The organism is Streptomyces megasporus (assembly GCF_000718985.1).
In the GTDB taxonomy this organism is placed as follows: Bacteria; Actinomycetota; Actinomycetes; order Streptomycetales; family Streptomycetaceae; genus Streptomyces; species Streptomyces megasporus.
On the sequence record NZ_JODL01000022.1, the window covers coordinates 54,436 to 70,029 of the forward strand.

Consider the following 15,594-nt stretch of genomic DNA (forward strand, 5'->3'; position numbering starts at 1 on the left):
CGGGCCGCGTCCCGCGTGCCCCCGGCGGGCGGGCGGACACCGGGTGCCGGATAATGCCGGCATGCGGATCTCGGCGAGAGCGGACTATGCGGTGCGGGCCCTGCTGGAGTTGGCGGCGGCCGGCGACGAGGGTCCGATCAAGGCCGAGTCGATCGCCACGGCGCAGGGCATCCCGCACAAGTTCCTGGAGGGCATCCTGACCGATCTGCGCCGGGGCAGGCTCGTGGTCAGTCGGCGCGGCGGCAGCGGTGGTTACCGGTTGGCCGCGTCCGCGGACACCATCACCATCGCCGACGTGATCCGTGTGGTGGACGGCCCGCTGGTCTCGGTGCGGGGCGCGCGTCCGCCGGAGTTGTCCTACACCGGTCCCGCACAGGCTCTGTTGCCGCTGTGGATCGCGCTGCGCGCCAACGTCCGCAAGATCCTGGACGAGGTGACGCTGGCCGACGTGGCCACGAACCGGCTGCCCTCCCTGGTGCACACCCTGGCCGAGGACCCCGAGGCCTGGACGAATCCGTGACTTCCGTTCCCTGAGGGGCGTTTCGCCCCTTTCCGGCCCTCCCTCTCCTCTTCCGGCCTCCCCCTCCTCCCTCCCTTCTCCTCTCACGCCGCCGTCCACAGTGCGGACTCGGCTTGACCCGGTGCGCGAGGTGCCGCGACATTCTTCCCTACATAATCGGTAGGAAAACTAGGGAAGAAGAGGTGGGCCCGGCATGCGGACACTGATCGTGCTGGCGTTGGCGGGCCTGGGGGCCCAACTGGTCGACGGCAGCCTGGGAATGGCCTATGGGGTGACCTCCACCACCCTGCTGCTGGCCGTGGGCACCAATCCCGCCGCCGCCTCGGCCACGGTGCACCTGGCGGAGATCGGCACCACCCTGGCCTCCGGCGCGGCCCACTGGCGGTTCGGCAACGTCGACTGGGGCGTCGTGCTGAGGATCGGCATACCCGGCGCCGTCGGCGCCTTCGCCGGCGCCACCTTCCTGTCGAAGCTGTCCACCGAGGCGGCCGAGCCCGTGATGTCCCTGATCCTGCTCGCCCTGGGGCTGTACGTCCTGCTGCGGTTCACTCTCGTCGGGCTCCCCACCGACCGTCTGGGCAAGCCGCTGCGCAAGCGGTTCCTCTCCCCGCTGGGTCTGGTGGCCGGTTTCGTGGACGCCACCGGCGGAGGCGGCTGGGGCCCGGTGAGCACCCCCGCGCTCCTGGCCGGCGGCCGACTGGAGCCCCGCAAGGTGATCGGCTCCATCGACACCAGCGAGTTCCTGGTGGCCGTCGCCGCGAGCCTGGGCTTCCTGACCGGTCTCGGCTCCGCGGGCGTCAACGCCTCCTGGGCCGTCGCCCTGCTCGTGGGCGGTCTGATCGCCGCGCCGATCGCCGCGTGGCTGGTCCGTCACGTTCCCCCGCGCGTCCTGGGCTCCGCGGTGGGCGGTCTGATCGTCGTCACCAACACGCGCACCCTGCTCGACAGCGACTGGATCGGCGCCGGGGACGCCGTGCGGTACCCGATCCACGCCGTCCTGTACGTGGCGTGGGCCGCCGCCCTCGCCCACTCGATCCGCGAACACCGCCGTGTCCCCGCGGCCGAGCCCGTCCACGCGGACCCGGCCGAAGCCCCCGCCCGGCAGGGCGGGCGGGAGGAGAGCGGCGCGCACCGCCGCCCCCCCCTCCCACGGTCTCCGCACGTCCCACCGTCCACGTGAAGGAGCGATCACGGTGAACCACACCATCACCGCCCCCGCCGACACGAGCGCCCTCGCCGGCCGGCCCCCTTCTTCCGAACGACTGGTCACCTACGTGGTGCTCGCCCCCGAGACCGCCCGCGTGTCCGACCTGTTCGCCCCGGACCTCACCGTCCGGCGCGTGGAGGGGCCGGGGACGAAGGCGCCGAAGCGACCGGAGCCGCCGACCGATCCGGCGTCGGGGCTCCACGTCGACCCCGACCGGTACACGGCCTCGATCGACGGGCGACCACTGGAGCTGACCTACCTGGAGTTCGGACTGCTGGCCCACCTCACGGCCCACCCGCACCGGGTCCACACCCGCGCCCACCTGATGGAGGTCGTCTGGGGCTACGACCACGTGGTCGACAGCCGCACCATCGACGTCCACGTCGCCAGGCTCCGCCGCAAGCTCGGCCCCGTCCACCGGAGCGGCATCGCCACCGTGCGGCGCGTCGGCTACAAGTACGTGCCCGTCACCTGAGGGGGACGGCCGGCTCGATGCCCGGGCGCGTCGAACGCTCCCACCGGGTCGGTGCTCCAGTCCGGACGGACGCCCAGGGCGTTGCACACCACGATGTAGAGCATGACGGGGTGGGTGTAGGGCACGTCGTCCTCGGGCCAGTGGGTCAGACACGGCCCGGCGCCCGGGGCGCCGACGGGGACGAGGGCGTCCGTCGCGTAGTGGGCCGGTTCGGGCCAGACGAGGCCGGCGTCGGCCTGGGCGGGCACGATCCACCACCACCGCTCGGCGTCGGCGAACACGCACCCCGTCCGGGGCAGCCCGCGTCCGACGCGCGGCCCGAGGCCGGCGTCCACGCCGACGGCGTCGTAGCCGAGGGGCGCGCGCAGGGCGGCGGGCAGCCGCAGGCGTTCGCGGAGGTGTTCCGTCCGCCCTTGCCCGCGCGGGCCGCCCCGCAGGTCGCGCAAGCCGCGCAGGCCGCGCGCGAAGGCCGCCGGCAGGGCGGCGCCGAGCGCGGACATCAGCGCGCCACACCGGTCGAGGGCAGCCCGGCTCGCGCCGTCCGCCCGTGGCGGCGCGCGAGCGGCGCGGACTCGGCCCGCGCGGCCGGTTCCGTCCCGTGGGGGAGGCGGAGGTCGTGGAGTGTGCGGCATGCCCGCGACCGCACCGTGGTGAACCGTGTCACACCGCCAACTATGCTTCCGTGCCGGACAGTTGGCAAGGGTCACTCTGCACAGTGCAGAGTTTTGAGTGCAGGGTGTTCGCCCCGCGAACGGCGTGGCACACTGCGGGGCATGGCCAGGAAGACCAGGAGAGGCATCCGGTGAGTGAGCCCCGGTCGGCCCCCACCGTGGGCCAGCTCGTGCTGGGAAGACGGCTTCAGGACCTGCGCGAGAAGGCCGGCCTGAAGCGCGAGGAGGCCGCGAGGGTCCTCCATGTCACCTCCGCCACGATCCGCAGGATGGAGACGGCCGAGGTCGCCCTGAAGATCCCGTACGTGCGCCTGCTGCTGGAGGCGTACGGAGTGTCCGGCCCCGACGTCGAGACCTTCGTGGCGCTCGTGGAGGAGGCCAACAGGCCCGGTTGGTGGCAGCGGTTCCGCGACGTGCTGCCGGACTGGTTCAGCGTCCACGTCAGCCTGGAGAACTCGGCGAAGGTCATCCGCGCCTACGAACCCCAACTCGTGCCCGGCCTCCTCCAGACCGAGGAGTACGCCCGGTGTGTGCTGCGCAGCGGAGCCGTGGGACGGACCTCCCCGAAGGAGGTCGAGCGGCACGTGGCGCTGCGCATGGAGCGTCAGAGGCTGCTCACCCGCCCCGACCCCCCGCACCTGTGGGTCCTGGTGGACGAGACCGCGCTGCGCCGCCGCGTCGGCACGCCGGAGGTGATGCGGGAGCAGATCGACCGACTGCTGGAGGAGAGCGAGAGGCCGAACGTCACCCTCCAGATCACCGAGTTCTCCGCCGGGTTCCACCCCGGCACCCACGGTCCCTTCGTCCTGTTCCGCTTCGACCTGCCCGAGCTCCCCGACATGGTCTACGTGGAGTACCTGACCGGTGCCGTCTACCTGGACGAGCGCACCGAGGTCGCCTCCCATCTCGAACTCCTGGACCGCATGTCGGCCCAGGCGGCAACGGCACGACGCACGAGGGAGATCCTCCGGGATCTCCGCAAGGAGCTCTGAGATGGGCCGCATATACAACGGCATGCCCGCCGGCGACCTCGGCGCCGAGGGCTGGCACAAGCCGTGGAGCGGGGGCAACGGCGGCAACTGCGTGGAGGCGATGAAGCTCGGCGACGGCCGCGTGGCACTGCGGCAGTCCAACGACCCCGACGGTCCGGCACTGATCTACACCCGCGGGGAGATCAGCGCGTTCATCCGGGGCGCCAAGGCGGGGAAGGCGGACTTCCTGCTCTCCTGACGCCGCACGGCCGGTCGGCCGCGCGCACGGACCGGCGCGAACGCCGGTCACCGATGGCCGGTTACCGCCGTACGGCACACCGGCGGCCCGCCTCGGTCCTATTCTGACGGGCAATCAGACCCCTGGAGGAGAACGAGCGCATGGCCGACGACATGAGTTGGACCCGGAACGCCCCGGCCGAGGCACCGGTCGGGATCGACACCTCCGTCCCCAGCATCGCGCGGGTCTACGACGCGATCCTGGGCGGCAAGGACAACTACCCGGTGGACCAGGAGATCGCCGAGCAGGTGGCCAGGGCCTTCCCCGACGGCGGGGAGGGCGCGCGGACCAACCGCAGACTCCTGGTCCGCGCGGTGCGCCACCTCGCCCGTCAGGGCATCGACCAGTTCCTCGACATCGGCTCCGGCCTGCCGACCGCGCAGAACACCCACCAGGTGGCCCAGGAGATCAATCCGAAGGCGAGGGTCGTCTACGTCGACAACGACCCGATCGTCCTCGCCCACGGCCGCGCCCTGTTGGAGGACGACGACCGCACCGTCGTGGTCACCGCCGACATACGCGAGCCCGACGTCCTGTTGAACCACCCTGACGTGACGCGGATGCTGGACCCGGAACGCCCGGTGGGACTGATTCTCAACGCCGTGGTCCACCACCTCCTCGACGAGGAGGACCCGGACGGGCTGGTGGAGACCTACAAGGCGTGGCTGCCGCCGGGCGGTTACCTGCTGTTGACCCACTTCTGCTCCTCCACCCCCGAGGCCCGCGGTCTGGAGGCGGTGTTACGCCAGGCCCTGGGACGGGGGCAGTTGCGCAGCATGGCGCGGATCGCCGCCTTCTTCGAGGGGCTGGAGATGGTCGAGCCGGGTGTGGTGTACCTGCCGTACTGGCACCCCGACGAGCCGGTGGAGGCACCGCTGGACATCGCCGGCCTGCTGGTCGCCGGCGGTCTGGGGCGCAAGCCGCAGGCGTAGCCGGACGGAAGCCCCCGGGTCCGCGCGGAGCGCCGAGGCGCACGGACACGGGTCCGCGGGGCCCGTCTTCCCCGCCCGCCCCACACGGGCGGGGCGGCGGGCCCCGCTCACGACTCACGGCTCGCAGACCTTCCGGATGTACGCCAGGAGCTCGTCGAGCGTGTGGCGCGTGACCCTCAGCTCCGCCTCGAACTCCTCCAGCGACTCCTCCAGGGCGTGGAGGTGGTGCTCGTCGGGTTCGGGCTTCCCCCGCTCCTCCCCCAGCAGTCGCTCGATGTTCCCGATCGCCGTCTCCAGGTGTCCGAGGGCCTTCGCCTGGCGGCGGGCCGTCCTCCTCAGAGCCCTGCACATGTCCGCGTGCCTCAGCGTCTCGGCCATCTCGTCCTCTCCCGCTGCCGGATTCCGGTGACCCCACGCTCTCCACCCTGGGACGCCCGCAGAGAGCGCGCACGTCCCCAAGGGCGCGGCCGGTCCGCCGGCGGGGTGATCGGGGCCGGCCGGCGTCCGCTTGGCACACTTTTTCTCCCGGGCTCCCGCCGGTTTCCCCCGGTGGTTCCGCTCTCGTCCGTCGAACCGCCCGTCGAGCCGCCCGTCGAGTGCGGTCGGCACCGTGTACGGCCGCTCAGGGGCGGATGAGTACGGCTACTCAGGCGCCCGTGGACGGTCCGGGCGACGATCGGACCATCACACCGCCGGCGTTCGAAGAACGCAGAGGAGACCCGCCGTGCTCAGCACCGTCGCCCGTACCGTCGTCCCCGCACTCGGCCGTCTGCGGGTCACCCGTGCCCCCGGCGCCGAGCTCGCACCCGGCAGCATCGTCGCCGCCAACCACACCTCGCTCGTCGACCCCGGTGTGGTGCTGGCCGCCCTCGACCGTCTGGGCACTCGGCCCGTCGTCCTGGCCACCGCCGGACTGTGGCGGGTTCCCGGTCTGCGTCACGCGCTCGTCCGCGAGGGGCATGTCCCGGTGCACCGCGGCACCCACCGGGCTGCCGCCTCGCTGGAGGGCGCCGCCGCCGCGCTGGCGGCGGGGCGGATCGTCCTCCTCTACGGCGAGGGCGGTCTGCCGCGCCGCACCGACGCGGGCGAGGCGGCGCCCGGCCCGTTCCGCACCGGCCTGGCCCGCCTGGCGCTGGCCACGGGCGCCCCGATCGTCCCGCTCGGGCAGGCGGGATCGCGTCGGATCAGTTCCGGGTCCGCCGTCAAGCAGGTCGCCGGGTTCGTCACCGCCCCGCTGCGCCGTCCCGACGTCCACGTTCACGTCGGGGCGCCCATCCGGCTCTCCGGCGACATCGTCACGGCCACCGCGCGGGCCCGCCGGGCGGTCGTCGACGCCTGGCGGATCGCGGCGCACCAGGCCGGACACCTCCCCCACGCGGGGGGCCTCTCCGGGGCGGACCTCGACGTGACCGCCTGAGCGGGCGGTCCCTCAGCCCCCTTCCGCGGTGGGCGTCGCCGACTCCGCCGACTCCAGGGCGCGGCGGCACGCCCTCAGCAGCGCCTCGTCGGCGGCGACGTCGAAATCGCTGTCGAGGTCGCCGTCGAAGTCGCCGTCAAGAGTGCCGTCGAGGGTGCCGTCGGCGTCCTGCCGCCGGCCGACGCGACGCACCTCGAGGAGCTCGGCACGCAGCAGGGGCGCCGCGGGCGCGGCGGCGGCGCCCATCTCCGTCAGGCAGTCGGCGACCGTCCCTCGGAGGCGGGGGTCGCCCTCCCATGCCTCGCACAGGACCGGCAAGACGGTCTCGGCGTCCCCCGCCGTCCGCCAGAGGGCAATCGCCGCGGCGGCCCGGAACCGCGTCCCCCCGCCGGCCGCCACCGCTTCGCGCAGTCGGGGCGCGACCGACGCGGCGGCGGGGCCCATCCTCCCCAGAGCCGAGGCAGCCGAACGCCGGCTCCGCGCGTCCCCGGTGTCGAGCGCGGTGCGCAGCGCGGGCAGGACGGCCTCGGCGTCCCCCTCGACCGCCCACAAGGCCCGGGCGGCGTCCACGGCCACACCGGGCTCGGACAGCAGCGCCCGCAGGTCCGAAACGGCCTCGCGCGCGGCGGGGCCGAGGGACTCGACGGCGCGCAGGGCCGCACGCAGGATCTCCCGACGCGTCCCGGCGCTCCCCTTCCCCGGTGTCTCGCGCGACGCCCGCAGCACCCGCAGCACCTCCGGGAGGGCGTCGCCGGCGCCGAGCGCGGTGAGCGCGGTCAACCACGACAACAGGGCCGTCACGGTCGGGGCGTGCGCGTCCTCGCCGAGCGGCGTCCCGGCCAGTCGCCGGCGCAGCAGCGGCACCAGCGGGGCGGCGTGGTCGCCGAACTCCCCGATCGCCCCGCCCAGATCCTCGGGGAGCCGGGGGCGTTCCAGGGCGGCGGCCAGGTACGGCACCGCGCGGGGGTCGCCCAGCCGGGCGAGCGTCGCCAGGGCGCCGGCGAGCCCGACGGCGCCGCTCGGCCGTGTCGTGACGCCGCCTCCCGGTTCCGCCGCCACGGCGGCGGCCAGGTGGTCGGCGGCGGGGGCCGCCAGGTCGGGGAACTGCCTCAGCACGGCGGCGGCGACTCCTCTCGACGCGGGATCGGCGAGGTCCCGACCGACCGCCTCCACCACCTCCTGGTGCGCGCCACGCAGGCCGCGCACCAACCCGGAGGCCGCCCACAGGGCGTCCACGCGCTCGCTCCGGCCGGCGGCGCGGAGTCGGTGGAGGACCAGTTCGGTGCGTTCGGCCACCCGATCGTCCAGGACGTCGTGCAGAACGCGCAGCAGGGACACCACCTCCCCGGTGACACGTTCGGCGTGCTCATCGTCCTCCGGCTCCTCCCGCCGGGCGGCGTGCGTGCCGCCGGCGGGCCGTTCGGGGGCGGAGCCGGAGTCGGCGGCGGAATCGGGGTCGGGGTCGGGGCCTGTGGGAGGGAGCGGTCGCTCGCGCATCCCGTCGAGCAGGTCGACGACGGTGGGCACGACCCCGACGGGCAGCCGCTCGGGGACGTGGGACAGGAGCCGGGCGAGGGCCGCGAGCCGTTCGACGGGCTCGGTGCCGTCGTGGAACAACTCCTCGAGCAGCGCCAGGGCGTCGTCGGCCGCCTCCGGGTGTCGTCGGACGACCGCCTCCACCGCGTCCACCAACGCCAGACGTGCCGGGGCGTCCCGCTCCGAGGGCAGCCGCTCCCGGAGCGTCGACACAACGCGCGCCCCGTCGCCGTGGAACAGGGCCAGCGCGAAGGGCGCCGCCCGGCGCACGCCGGGGTCGGCGTCGTCCACCAGGGAGAGGAGCACATCGGCCCCGGCCCGGACGGCGTCCCCGGCCTTCCGGCACATGGCCCGCCAGGCGATCGTCGCCTCGTCGTCCTGATCCTCGTCCTCGTCCTCGTCGTACGGGTCCCGGTCCCCGATGTCGACGAGGAGGTCGATCAGTTCGCCGCGGTCGCCGACGGCGGGGTCGGCGGCCAGGACGTACAGGAACGGGACGCAGGCGATCGTCGAGTCGTGGACGTCGCCCTGGTGGCACACGGCTCGGCGCAGCTCCTCCAGGGAGCTCTCGCGCTCCGCCGGATCGTCGGAGGCGAGTGCGCGCAGCAGCGCGAGCACGTCGTCCGTCAGGCCGCCCGCGTGCTCCGGCGCGTCCCGGTCGATCTCCCGCGGTCTCGCCGACACGGCGTCCCTCCCGGTCCGTTCGTCGCTCACCGGGAGTCCGCACCACCCCACCGACAGGGGCCGACGCGGTCACCGGCGGCGGAAGCGGTCGCGGTGGCGCCCCGCCCGGCGCCTCCCCCGCCCTGACCGTGCCGGGGCCGCCGGGCGGCGGCGAGCTCGGCGGGCAGACCGGGGTCGGGCCGGGGGATCTCGCCGAAGTCCTCGTCGTCGCCGGTGACGCGCAGCCGGTTGACGACGGCCTCCACCGCGGGCGGCAGCCTCAGATGCCGCCCGCGGTGGCACTGACGGAGCAGGTCCCGGCGGATCGCGCCCGGCAGGAGGAACCCGCTCGGGCCCCGTACGGCGGCGGTGGGGGTGGCGCGGCGGGCGCTCGCCAACCGGTCCACCTGGTCGCGCCAGTGGTCGGCGTCCCGGAACTCCGCGAGGCGCCGGTGGTGGAGGTAGAGGCAGAAGGCGGCGGTGCGGCTGCCGCCGCCGGCCGCGAACTGCCACCAGAACTGGGCCGCCTCACGGTGACCGACCAGATGGAGCAGACAGGCGAAGACCAGCGCCCCCTCGGGCTCCGCGCGCCGGTGGTCGACCAGCCGCGCGAGGGCGTCCGCCGCGCCGGACGCGCCCACCACCAGGGAGACGGCCAGGTCGAGGTCGTGAGCGGCCTGTTCGTGGACGGTGCGGTACCGCCCCGTCCCGGCGGGCGCGGCGGGGGACGGGCCCGGCGCGGTCGGCGGTCGGGACGGCGGCGGGTGCCGTGGGACCGGGGGCCGGGCGTCGACCGTGCCTCGGGCGATGCGTTCGCGGGCGGCGGCGGAGTCGTAGTCGTCGTACGCGTCGCCGAGGACCTCCGCGTCCTCCAGCAACACGTCGATCGTCCGATGCCCGTCGGTGCCGCGCACTTACCGCTCTCCCGTCCTCTGGTCCCGCCGCAGGTTCAGTCGGGCCGCCAGTTTCCTCTTGGCGTGCCGTACGTGCGACCGCAGGGCGGCCCGGCCGCACCCCAGGTACTCGGCGACCTCCTCGTCGGTGCAACCCAGGACGTAGCGCAGGACGATGGCGTCGTGCTGGCGTTCGGGCAGTTCGGCCATGGCCGAGTACAGGCCGATCCCCCTCTCCAGGGCCGCGTACTCGCCGCCGTGTTCGTCGCCGTGTTCGTCCTCGTGCTCGCCGCCGTGTTCGCCGCCCTCGTCGTGTCCCCGGTACTCGTACCGCAGTTCGGGCAGCAGGCGCGCGGCGCAGGCCGCGTCGAAGGCGGCCGTCTCCGCCAGGGCCGGTTCCCGGCCGTGCTCGGTCAGCCAGTCCCGTATGTGCTCCTTGAGGACCGCCCAGGCGTACGCGGCGACGGACTCCTGCTCCAGCACGTGGTTCCAGTCCAGCAGCAGCCTGCGGCAGGCGGCCTCGACGACCGCCTCCGTGGCGGCCCGGTCGCCGACCTGGGTTCGGGTGTACCTCAGCCAGAGTCTGTGGTGGTACTCGTGGAAGGCGTCGAAGGTCAGTGTCATCCGCCGGTGGGAGATGGACGGTCCCGGGGGACTGTCGTCCACGTCGATGGGGACGTTGTCGGGTGTGTTCACCTCGGGTTGTTCCCGGCTCCGTGAGTCTGCTGGTCGGGTTCGTCGGTCACGGGTGTCCTGTCTCGCCGGCCCGCGTGGCGCTCCGTCGCGAGGACGGTCCTCCGCGCGGAGGCTCGGCCTCCGCCCGCCGGCCGGTCGGGTGGTGGGTACGGCCGGGGCGGCTCCCGCGAGGAGGAGGCCCGAAGTGATGACGCGATGACCCTCACGGCCGGTGGGGGGAGACGGTACAGTACACGGTCGATTCCCAAAGAGCCACGCTTCAAAGGGAGTTGGTGTCGCTCCGACCGGCCGGACCGATCACGGGACGGCCACGAGGAGCGGGGCGCGACCGGCCCGGCCGGGCCGCGGGACGGTGACGGACCGACACGGAAGGCGGGATCAGGGTGTCCGACGCGGCTGCCGACGACGGCGTGATCGACCTGGAGCTGGACCGGGCGCACTCCGCCCGCATGTACGACTACTACCTCGGCGGCCACACCAACTTCCCCCCCGACCGCGAAGCCGCGGGGCGGGCCATGGCCGTCTTCCCCTCGATCCTGGTCACCGCCCGCGCCAACCGGCGGTTCATGCACCGCGCCACCCGCCACCTCGCCCACGGCGGGATGCGCCAGTTCCTCGACGTGGGCACCGGCATCCCCACCTCCCCCAACCTCCACGAGGTGGCCCAGGAGGTGGCGCCCGAGTCACGGGTGGTCTACGCCGACAACGACCCCATCGTCCTGGCGCACGCCCAGGCCCTGCTGCGCAGCCATCCGGCCGGGCGCACCGCCTACGCCCACGCCGACGTCACCGCCCCCGCCGCGCTGCTGGACACCCCCGAGGTCCGCGAGACCCTGGACCTGGACCGGCCGGTGGCGCTCAGCCTCAACGCGCTGCTGCACTTCGTGCCCGGGGAGACCCGCGCGCACGAGATCGTCGAGTTCTTCAAGGAGGCCCTGCCGTCGGGCAGCACCCTGGCCATCAGCCATGTCACGCCCGACTTCGACCCGGAGGGCATCGCCCGCCTCGTCGAGGCCTACCACGCCGCGGGGACGCCGGGACAGGCCCGCACCCGGGAGGAGTTCGCCCGGTTCTTCGACGGCTGGGAACTGTTGGAGCCGGGCGTCACCACCTCCCACCGCTGGCGTCCCGATCCCGAGGACGACCTCGGCGACATCACCGACGCCGAGGCGGCCTGTTACGCCGCGGTCGCCCGCAAACCCTGAGAGCCGCGCGGGCGCCGGGCAGGCGCCCCCGGCCGTTCCCCCTCGCCCGTCCCCTCCGCGCGGGAACCGTCCGGCGGTCGCGCGGCCCGCGGGCCGGCCCGTGCCGTGAGGCCGGACGGTGACCTCCGTCCGGCTGCGCCCGGCGTTCGTGGGAAGGTGAGCAGCGGAAGACGAGTGCGGGGACGAGGAGGTCCGGAAGTGATCGCCCAAGGGACCGGCGGAAACGCCGGACAGCGGTCCACCGAGACGGCCGAGAGGTTGCTTCGCGGACTGTCGGACCTCCCCGACGCGGGGGCGTACGTGGTGGACGACCAGGGGCGGATCGTCGGGGTGAGCGCCCGGGGCGAGACGCTGCTCGCCCGGCCCGCCCGGGACCTCGTCGGCCGGGACGCCCACAGCCTGCTGCACCGGGACGACCGCGGGCACACGCTGCCCCGTGCCCGGTGCCTGATGTTGCAGGCCTTCCTCGGCGGCCGGACGGCACAGGGCGAGGGGGAGTGGTTCGAGCGCGGGGACGGCACCCTGTCGTCGCTGTCCTGGCTGCTCACCCCCTGCCGGCTCGACGAGGAGACGACGGGCGCGCTGGTGCTGCTCCACGCGCCCACCTCCTCCGACGCCGTCGGGGCCGAACCCGGCGACCCCGCGGCGCCGCTGTCGGAACTGGACCGTCTGGCCCTGCTCGCCGAGACGACCACACGGCTCACCTCGACCCTGGACGTCGACGAGGCGCTGCGGCGGTTGGTGCGGCTGGTGGTGCCCCGCCTGGCGGACTGGGCGGTGGTGGACCTGATCACCGGGAGGGACGAGGTGTGGCGCACCGCCGTGGTGCACCACGAGAACGGCACCCTGACACACCGGGAGGAGTTGGAGGGGCCGATGCCGCCGGTGCCGCAGGAGTCCCCGATGCCCCTGTCCCGGGCGCTGCGCGGGGCGGCCTCCGCCCTGGCGGGTCCCGAGGACTACCAGGGCCCCCCGGACTCGGGCGTCGCGGTCGCGCAGCGCGAGCTGTTCCAGGCCACGGGCATGCACTCCGCGGCCATCGCGCCGATCCGGGGCCTGCGGGATGTGCTCGGCGCCCTGACCCTGGGCCGTTCCGAGCAGCCCAGGGCATTCACCGCCGCCGAGCTCTCCCTGCTCGACGACATAACCCGCCGGGCCGGACTCGCACTGGACAACGCGCGCCTGTACCAGCGGCAGCGGCGGATCGCCGAGACCATGCAGCGTCACCTGCTGCCGCAACTGCCCCGCGTGCCGGGGTTGGAGATGACCGCGCGCTACGTGCCCGCGCCGCACGCCGCCCAGGTCGGCGGCGACTGGTACGACGCCTTCGTCCTCCCCGACGGGGCGACCGCCCTGGTGATCGGGGACGTGATCGGTCACGACCTCGACGCCGCGGCCGGCATGGCGCAGGTCCGCAACATGCTGCGCGCCTACGCCTGGTCCCAGCAGGAGCCGCCCAGCGTGATCGTCGAACGGCTCGACCGGGCGGTGGTGCAGATAACCGAGGCGTCGATGGCCACAATGGTCCTCGCCCGGCTGGAGGAGTCCGAGGACGGGCAGTGGCGGTTGTGCTGGACCAACGCCGGACACCCGCCGCCGCTCGTGGTCGGCCACGACGGGCGGTCCCGTTTCCTGGACGCCGGGCACGGTCTCCTGCTCGGCACGGGCGTCAGCCCCTCCCGTACCGACGCCTCCACCACGCTTCCGCCGCTGTCCACCGTGGTGTTCTACACCGACGGTCTGGTCGAGTCCCCCGGCCGTTCCATCGACGAGGGGCTGGACCGGCTCCGCCGGCACGCCGCCGCGCTGGCCCACCGTCCCCTGGACTCCTTCTGCGAGTTGCTGCTCGACCGCACCCGCCCCGCCGGCAACGAGGACGACGTCGCCCTGCTCGCCGTGCGCGTGCCCGGCGAGCCCGGCCGCGGCTGAGGCGACCGTCCCGGCGGTCACGGCAGTGGTCACAGGTGGCTACAGTGGCGGGCATGCCAGACGACACCGAGCGCGCCGGGAGGCGGGAGCCGGTCCCGGACGGGGAGCGGGACGGGGAGGAACGGGCCAGGGTCGCGGCGTTCCGACGGCGGGTGGGCCTGACGCACCTGATCGACGTCCACACCCACTTCATGCCGCAGCGCCTGCTGGCCAAGGTGTGGGCCTACTTCGACGCGCCCGGACCGCTCGTCGGACGCCCCTGGCCGATCGCCTACCGGGCCGACGAGGAGCGCCGGTTGGAGACGCTGCGGGGCTTCGGGGTCCGCGCGTTCACCTCCATGCTCTACCCCCACAAGCCGGGCATGGCGCGGTGGCTCAACGACTGGGCCGCCGACTTCGCCGCACGGACGCCGGACTGTCTGCACACGGCCACGTTCTTCGCCGAGCCCAGCGCGTCCGACGACGTGCGGCGCGCGCTGGAGCAGGGCGCGCGGGTGTTCAAGTGCCACATCCAGGTGGGCGGGTTCGACCCCAACGACCCGACGTTGGAGAAGGCGTGGGGACTGCTGGCCGAGAGCGGGGTCCCGGTGGTGACCCACTGCGGGTCGGGGCCGGTGCCCACCGCCCACACCGGCCCGGAGCCGATCGCCGCGCTGCTCGCCCGGCATCCCCGGCTGCGGCTGGTCGTCGCGCACCTGGGAACGCCGGAGTACACCGAGTTCCTCGACCTGGCCGAGCGGCACGACCGGGTCGCGTTGGACACCACCATGGTGTTCACCCCGTTCACCGAGGCCGTCGCGCCGTTCCCGCGCGGTGAACTCCCCCGCCTCGCCGACCTCGGGGACCGCGTCCTGCTCGGCACGGACTTCCCCAACATCCCCTACGGCTACGCCGACGCGCTCGAGGCGCTGGAGCGGACCGGGCTGGGCACGGCCTGGCTGCGCGCGGTCTGCCACGACAACGCGGCCCGGCTGTTCGGCCTGTGACGGCTCGGCGGCCCGGCGCGGGGCGCCGAACCCGCCGCTCCGGGAGAATCGAGGGATGACGGACCCTCACACGGACCCTCGTTTGGACATCACGGCCATCGTCGTCGACTGCGTCGATCCCGAGCGGGTGGCCGCGTTCTGGTCCCGGCTGCTGGGCCGGCCGATCGGGGCGCGGACAGGCCCGTACGTCTGGCTCGCCCGCGGCGACGGTCCGGTGGTGGGCTTCCAGAAGGTCGCCGAGCCCACGGTCGGCAAGAACCGTGTCCACCTCGACCTCTCCTCACCCGATCCGGTCGCCGAGCAGGCACGGATCGAGGCGTTGGGTGGCCGTCGCCTGGACCGGTACGCCGAAGGGGGCTTCCTCGTCATGGCCGATCCCGAGGGGAACGAGTTCTGCGTCATCCCCCGAGGTCCGATCGACCTGGACGACGACGGCCGCGCACACTACCTCGACGGCCGCGACGTCTCCGAATCCGAACCATCCTGAAACCACTCCGAACCGCCCCGAGGCGGGCCGGCGGCGCCGCCCTACACCCCGAAGAGCGTCCGGCACGGTTCCAGCCCCTCGACCTCGACCGGGACCGTGCGGTGCGCCTCCCACGTCTCGCGGTCCGGACGCAGCCGTCGCAGGGTGCGGGCCTCGCCGCCCACCGACACCACGGCCAGGCCGTCCGGCCGGTGGCCGAGCTTCCGCGACACCCCCAGGGAGGCCGGGTTGTCCGTCATCGCGGCGGACGTCACCCAGTGCGCGCCGAGCCCCTCGAACGCCAGGTGCAGCACCGCGGCCCGCATCTCGGTGCCGATGCCCTGACCCTGGTGGGCCAGGCCCAGCCACGAGCCGGTCTCAGCCTCGCGGGTCACGGCGAACTCGTCGGCGCTCAGGTCCTGTCGTCCGACGACCTGCCCGCCGTGCAGCACGGCCAGGCTCAACGTCCACGCCCGCGCGTTCCGGTTCGCGACCGTCCCCAGGACGTGTTGGAACGTCGCCCTTCCCCGTTCCTCGGGGCTCGCGTCGGACCAGGGGACGCTGAACGGCATCCGCGCCTCGTCGTGGATCCCGCCCGCGGCGGCCTCGGCCAGTTCGGACAGGAGGTCCAGGTCGGGAAGGCGCAGTTCGAGACGTGGTGTGGTGATTCTCAGGCCGTACAGGGGCCAGACGGTGGGTTCCATGGCGGGAGCCTGCCAAAGGGGCCGG

General features: G+C 74.1%; 17 protein-coding genes. 11 read left to right on the forward strand and 6 right to left on the reverse strand.

Annotation, left to right across the window (positions count from 1 at the left end; all coding sequences use genetic code 11):
• Nucleotides 1-61: 61 nt before the first annotated feature.
• The 3 genes from IF47_RS0118770 (at nt 62) to IF47_RS0118780 (ending at nt 2,202) form a co-directional block, all read left to right on the forward strand.
• Complete coding sequence (locus IF47_RS0118770) at nt 62-520, forward strand: RrF2 family transcriptional regulator (RefSeq protein WP_031510009.1); 459 nt, start codon at nt 62-64, stop codon at nt 518-520.
• Nucleotides 521-713: 193 nt separating this feature from the next.
• On the forward strand, nt 714-1,700 hold the full coding sequence (locus IF47_RS0118775; RefSeq protein WP_051717864.1) for a sulfite exporter TauE/SafE family protein: 987 nt from the start codon (nt 714-716) through the stop codon (nt 1,698-1,700).
• Nucleotides 1,701-1,713: 13 nt separating this feature from the next.
• Complete coding sequence (locus IF47_RS0118780; protein ID WP_051717865.1) at nt 1,714-2,202, forward strand: winged helix-turn-helix domain-containing protein; 489 nt, start codon at nt 1,714-1,716, stop codon at nt 2,200-2,202.
• Here the strand turns inward: IF47_RS0118780 and IF47_RS0118785 are convergent.
• Nucleotides 2,178-2,702 (reverse strand): hypothetical protein, encoded by a 525-nt coding sequence (locus tag IF47_RS0118785; RefSeq protein WP_051717866.1) that lies wholly within the window; start codon nt 2,700-2,702, stop codon nt 2,178-2,180. The genes IF47_RS0118780 and IF47_RS0118785 overlap by 25 nt on opposite strands.
• A 302-nt stretch (nt 2,703-3,004) precedes the next feature.
• On the opposite strand from IF47_RS0118785, the gene IF47_RS0118790 reads away from it, so the two are divergent.
• From IF47_RS0118790 to IF47_RS0118800, 3 genes are all read left to right on the forward strand, one after another.
• A complete protein-coding gene (locus IF47_RS0118790; RefSeq protein ID WP_031510013.1) occupies nt 3,005-3,865 on the forward strand; it encodes a helix-turn-helix domain-containing protein in 861 nt (286 codons plus the stop codon).
• Nucleotide 3,866: 1 nt separating this feature from the next.
• On the forward strand, nt 3,867-4,103 hold the full coding sequence (locus IF47_RS0118795; protein WP_031510014.1) for a DUF397 domain-containing protein: 237 nt from the start codon (nt 3,867-3,869) through the stop codon (nt 4,101-4,103).
• Between the two features lie 140 nt (nt 4,104-4,243).
• On the forward strand, nt 4,244-5,074 hold the full coding sequence (locus tag IF47_RS0118800; protein WP_031510015.1) for an SAM-dependent methyltransferase: 831 nt from the start codon (nt 4,244-4,246) through the stop codon (nt 5,072-5,074).
• 114 nt (nt 5,075-5,188) lie between these two features.
• Here IF47_RS0118800 and IF47_RS0118805 read toward each other — a convergent pair whose 3' ends face one another.
• Nucleotides 5,189-5,452, reverse strand: a complete 264-nt coding sequence (locus IF47_RS0118805; RefSeq protein ID WP_031510016.1) for a hypothetical protein — start codon at nt 5,450-5,452, stop codon at nt 5,189-5,191.
• Nucleotides 5,453-5,798: 346 nt separating this feature from the next.
• On the opposite strand from IF47_RS0118805, the gene IF47_RS0118810 reads away from it, so the two are divergent.
• Nucleotides 5,799-6,491 carry a lysophospholipid acyltransferase family protein gene (locus IF47_RS0118810; protein WP_051717867.1) on the forward strand — a complete coding sequence of 231 codons (693 nt, stop codon included), beginning with the start codon at nt 5,799-5,801 and terminating at the stop codon, nt 6,489-6,491.
• A 12-nt stretch (nt 6,492-6,503) separates the two neighbouring features.
• Here the strand turns inward: IF47_RS0118810 and IF47_RS0118815 are convergent, their stop codons facing one another.
• Genes IF47_RS0118815 through IF47_RS0118825 form a run of 3 tightly spaced genes read right to left on the reverse strand, consistent with a single transcriptional unit; the run spans nt 6,504 to nt 10,279 of the window.
• Nucleotides 6,504-8,711, reverse strand: coding sequence for a hypothetical protein (locus IF47_RS0118815; protein WP_031510018.1), 2,208 nt, complete (start codon nt 8,709-8,711; stop codon nt 6,504-6,506).
• Between the two features lie 26 nt (nt 8,712-8,737).
• Nucleotides 8,738-9,604 (reverse strand): hypothetical protein, encoded by an 867-nt coding sequence (locus IF47_RS0118820; protein ID WP_078591956.1) that lies wholly within the window; start codon nt 9,602-9,604, stop codon nt 8,738-8,740.
• A complete protein-coding gene (locus tag IF47_RS0118825) occupies nt 9,605-10,279 on the reverse strand; it encodes an RNA polymerase sigma factor (protein ID WP_051717869.1) in 675 nt (224 codons plus the stop codon). It lies immediately after the preceding gene.
• Between the two features lie 383 nt (nt 10,280-10,662).
• Here IF47_RS0118825 and IF47_RS0118830 point away from each other — a divergent pair, with 383 nt between their 5' ends.
• The 4 genes from IF47_RS0118830 (at nt 10,663) to IF47_RS0118845 (ending at nt 14,886) form a co-directional block, all read left to right on the forward strand.
• Nucleotides 10,663-11,484 (forward strand): SAM-dependent methyltransferase, encoded by an 822-nt coding sequence (locus IF47_RS0118830; protein ID WP_031510021.1) that lies wholly within the window; start codon nt 10,663-10,665, stop codon nt 11,482-11,484.
• A 198-nt stretch (nt 11,485-11,682) separates the two neighbouring features.
• Nucleotides 11,683-13,413, forward strand: a complete 1,731-nt coding sequence (locus tag IF47_RS0118835) for a SpoIIE family protein phosphatase (protein WP_425423619.1) — start codon at nt 11,683-11,685, stop codon at nt 13,411-13,413.
• Between the two features lie 53 nt (nt 13,414-13,466).
• Nucleotides 13,467-14,399, forward strand: a complete 933-nt coding sequence (locus tag IF47_RS0118840) for an amidohydrolase family protein (protein WP_031510023.1) — start codon at nt 13,467-13,469, stop codon at nt 14,397-14,399.
• 55 nt (nt 14,400-14,454) lie between these two features.
• Nucleotides 14,455-14,886, forward strand: a complete 432-nt coding sequence (locus IF47_RS0118845; RefSeq protein ID WP_031510024.1) for a VOC family protein — start codon at nt 14,455-14,457, stop codon at nt 14,884-14,886.
• A 41-nt stretch (nt 14,887-14,927) separates the two neighbouring features.
• Here the strand turns inward: IF47_RS0118845 and IF47_RS0118850 are convergent, their stop codons facing one another.
• Nucleotides 14,928-15,569 (reverse strand): GNAT family N-acetyltransferase, encoded by a 642-nt coding sequence (locus tag IF47_RS0118850; RefSeq protein WP_031510025.1) that lies wholly within the window; start codon nt 15,567-15,569, stop codon nt 14,928-14,930.
• Nucleotides 15,570-15,594 lie beyond the last annotated feature (25 nt).

Coding starts and splice junctions, on each gene's coding strand:
- IF47_RS0118850 (WP_031510025.1), bottom strand. CDS start 15,569: ATGGAACCCACCGTCTGGCCCCTGTACGGCCTGAGAATCACCACACCA.
- IF47_RS0118785 (WP_051717866.1), bottom strand. CDS start 2,702: ATGTCCGCGCTCGGCGCCGCCCTGCCGGCGGCCTTCGCGCGCGGCCTG.
- IF47_RS0118805 (WP_031510016.1), bottom strand. CDS start 5,452: ATGGCCGAGACGCTGAGGCACGCGGACATGTGCAGGGCTCTGAGGAGG.
- IF47_RS0118795 (WP_031510014.1), top strand. CDS start 3,867: ATGGGCCGCATATACAACGGCATGCCCGCCGGCGACCTCGGCGCCGAG.
- IF47_RS0118845 (WP_031510024.1), top strand. CDS start 14,455: ATGACGGACCCTCACACGGACCCTCGTTTGGACATCACGGCCATCGTC.
- IF47_RS0118770 (WP_031510009.1), top strand. CDS start 62: ATGCGGATCTCGGCGAGAGCGGACTATGCGGTGCGGGCCCTGCTGGAG.
- IF47_RS0118800 (WP_031510015.1), top strand. CDS start 4,244: ATGGCCGACGACATGAGTTGGACCCGGAACGCCCCGGCCGAGGCACCG.
- IF47_RS0118775 (WP_051717864.1), top strand. CDS start 714: ATGCGGACACTGATCGTGCTGGCGTTGGCGGGCCTGGGGGCCCAACTG.
- IF47_RS0118840 (WP_031510023.1), top strand. CDS start 13,467: ATGCCAGACGACACCGAGCGCGCCGGGAGGCGGGAGCCGGTCCCGGAC.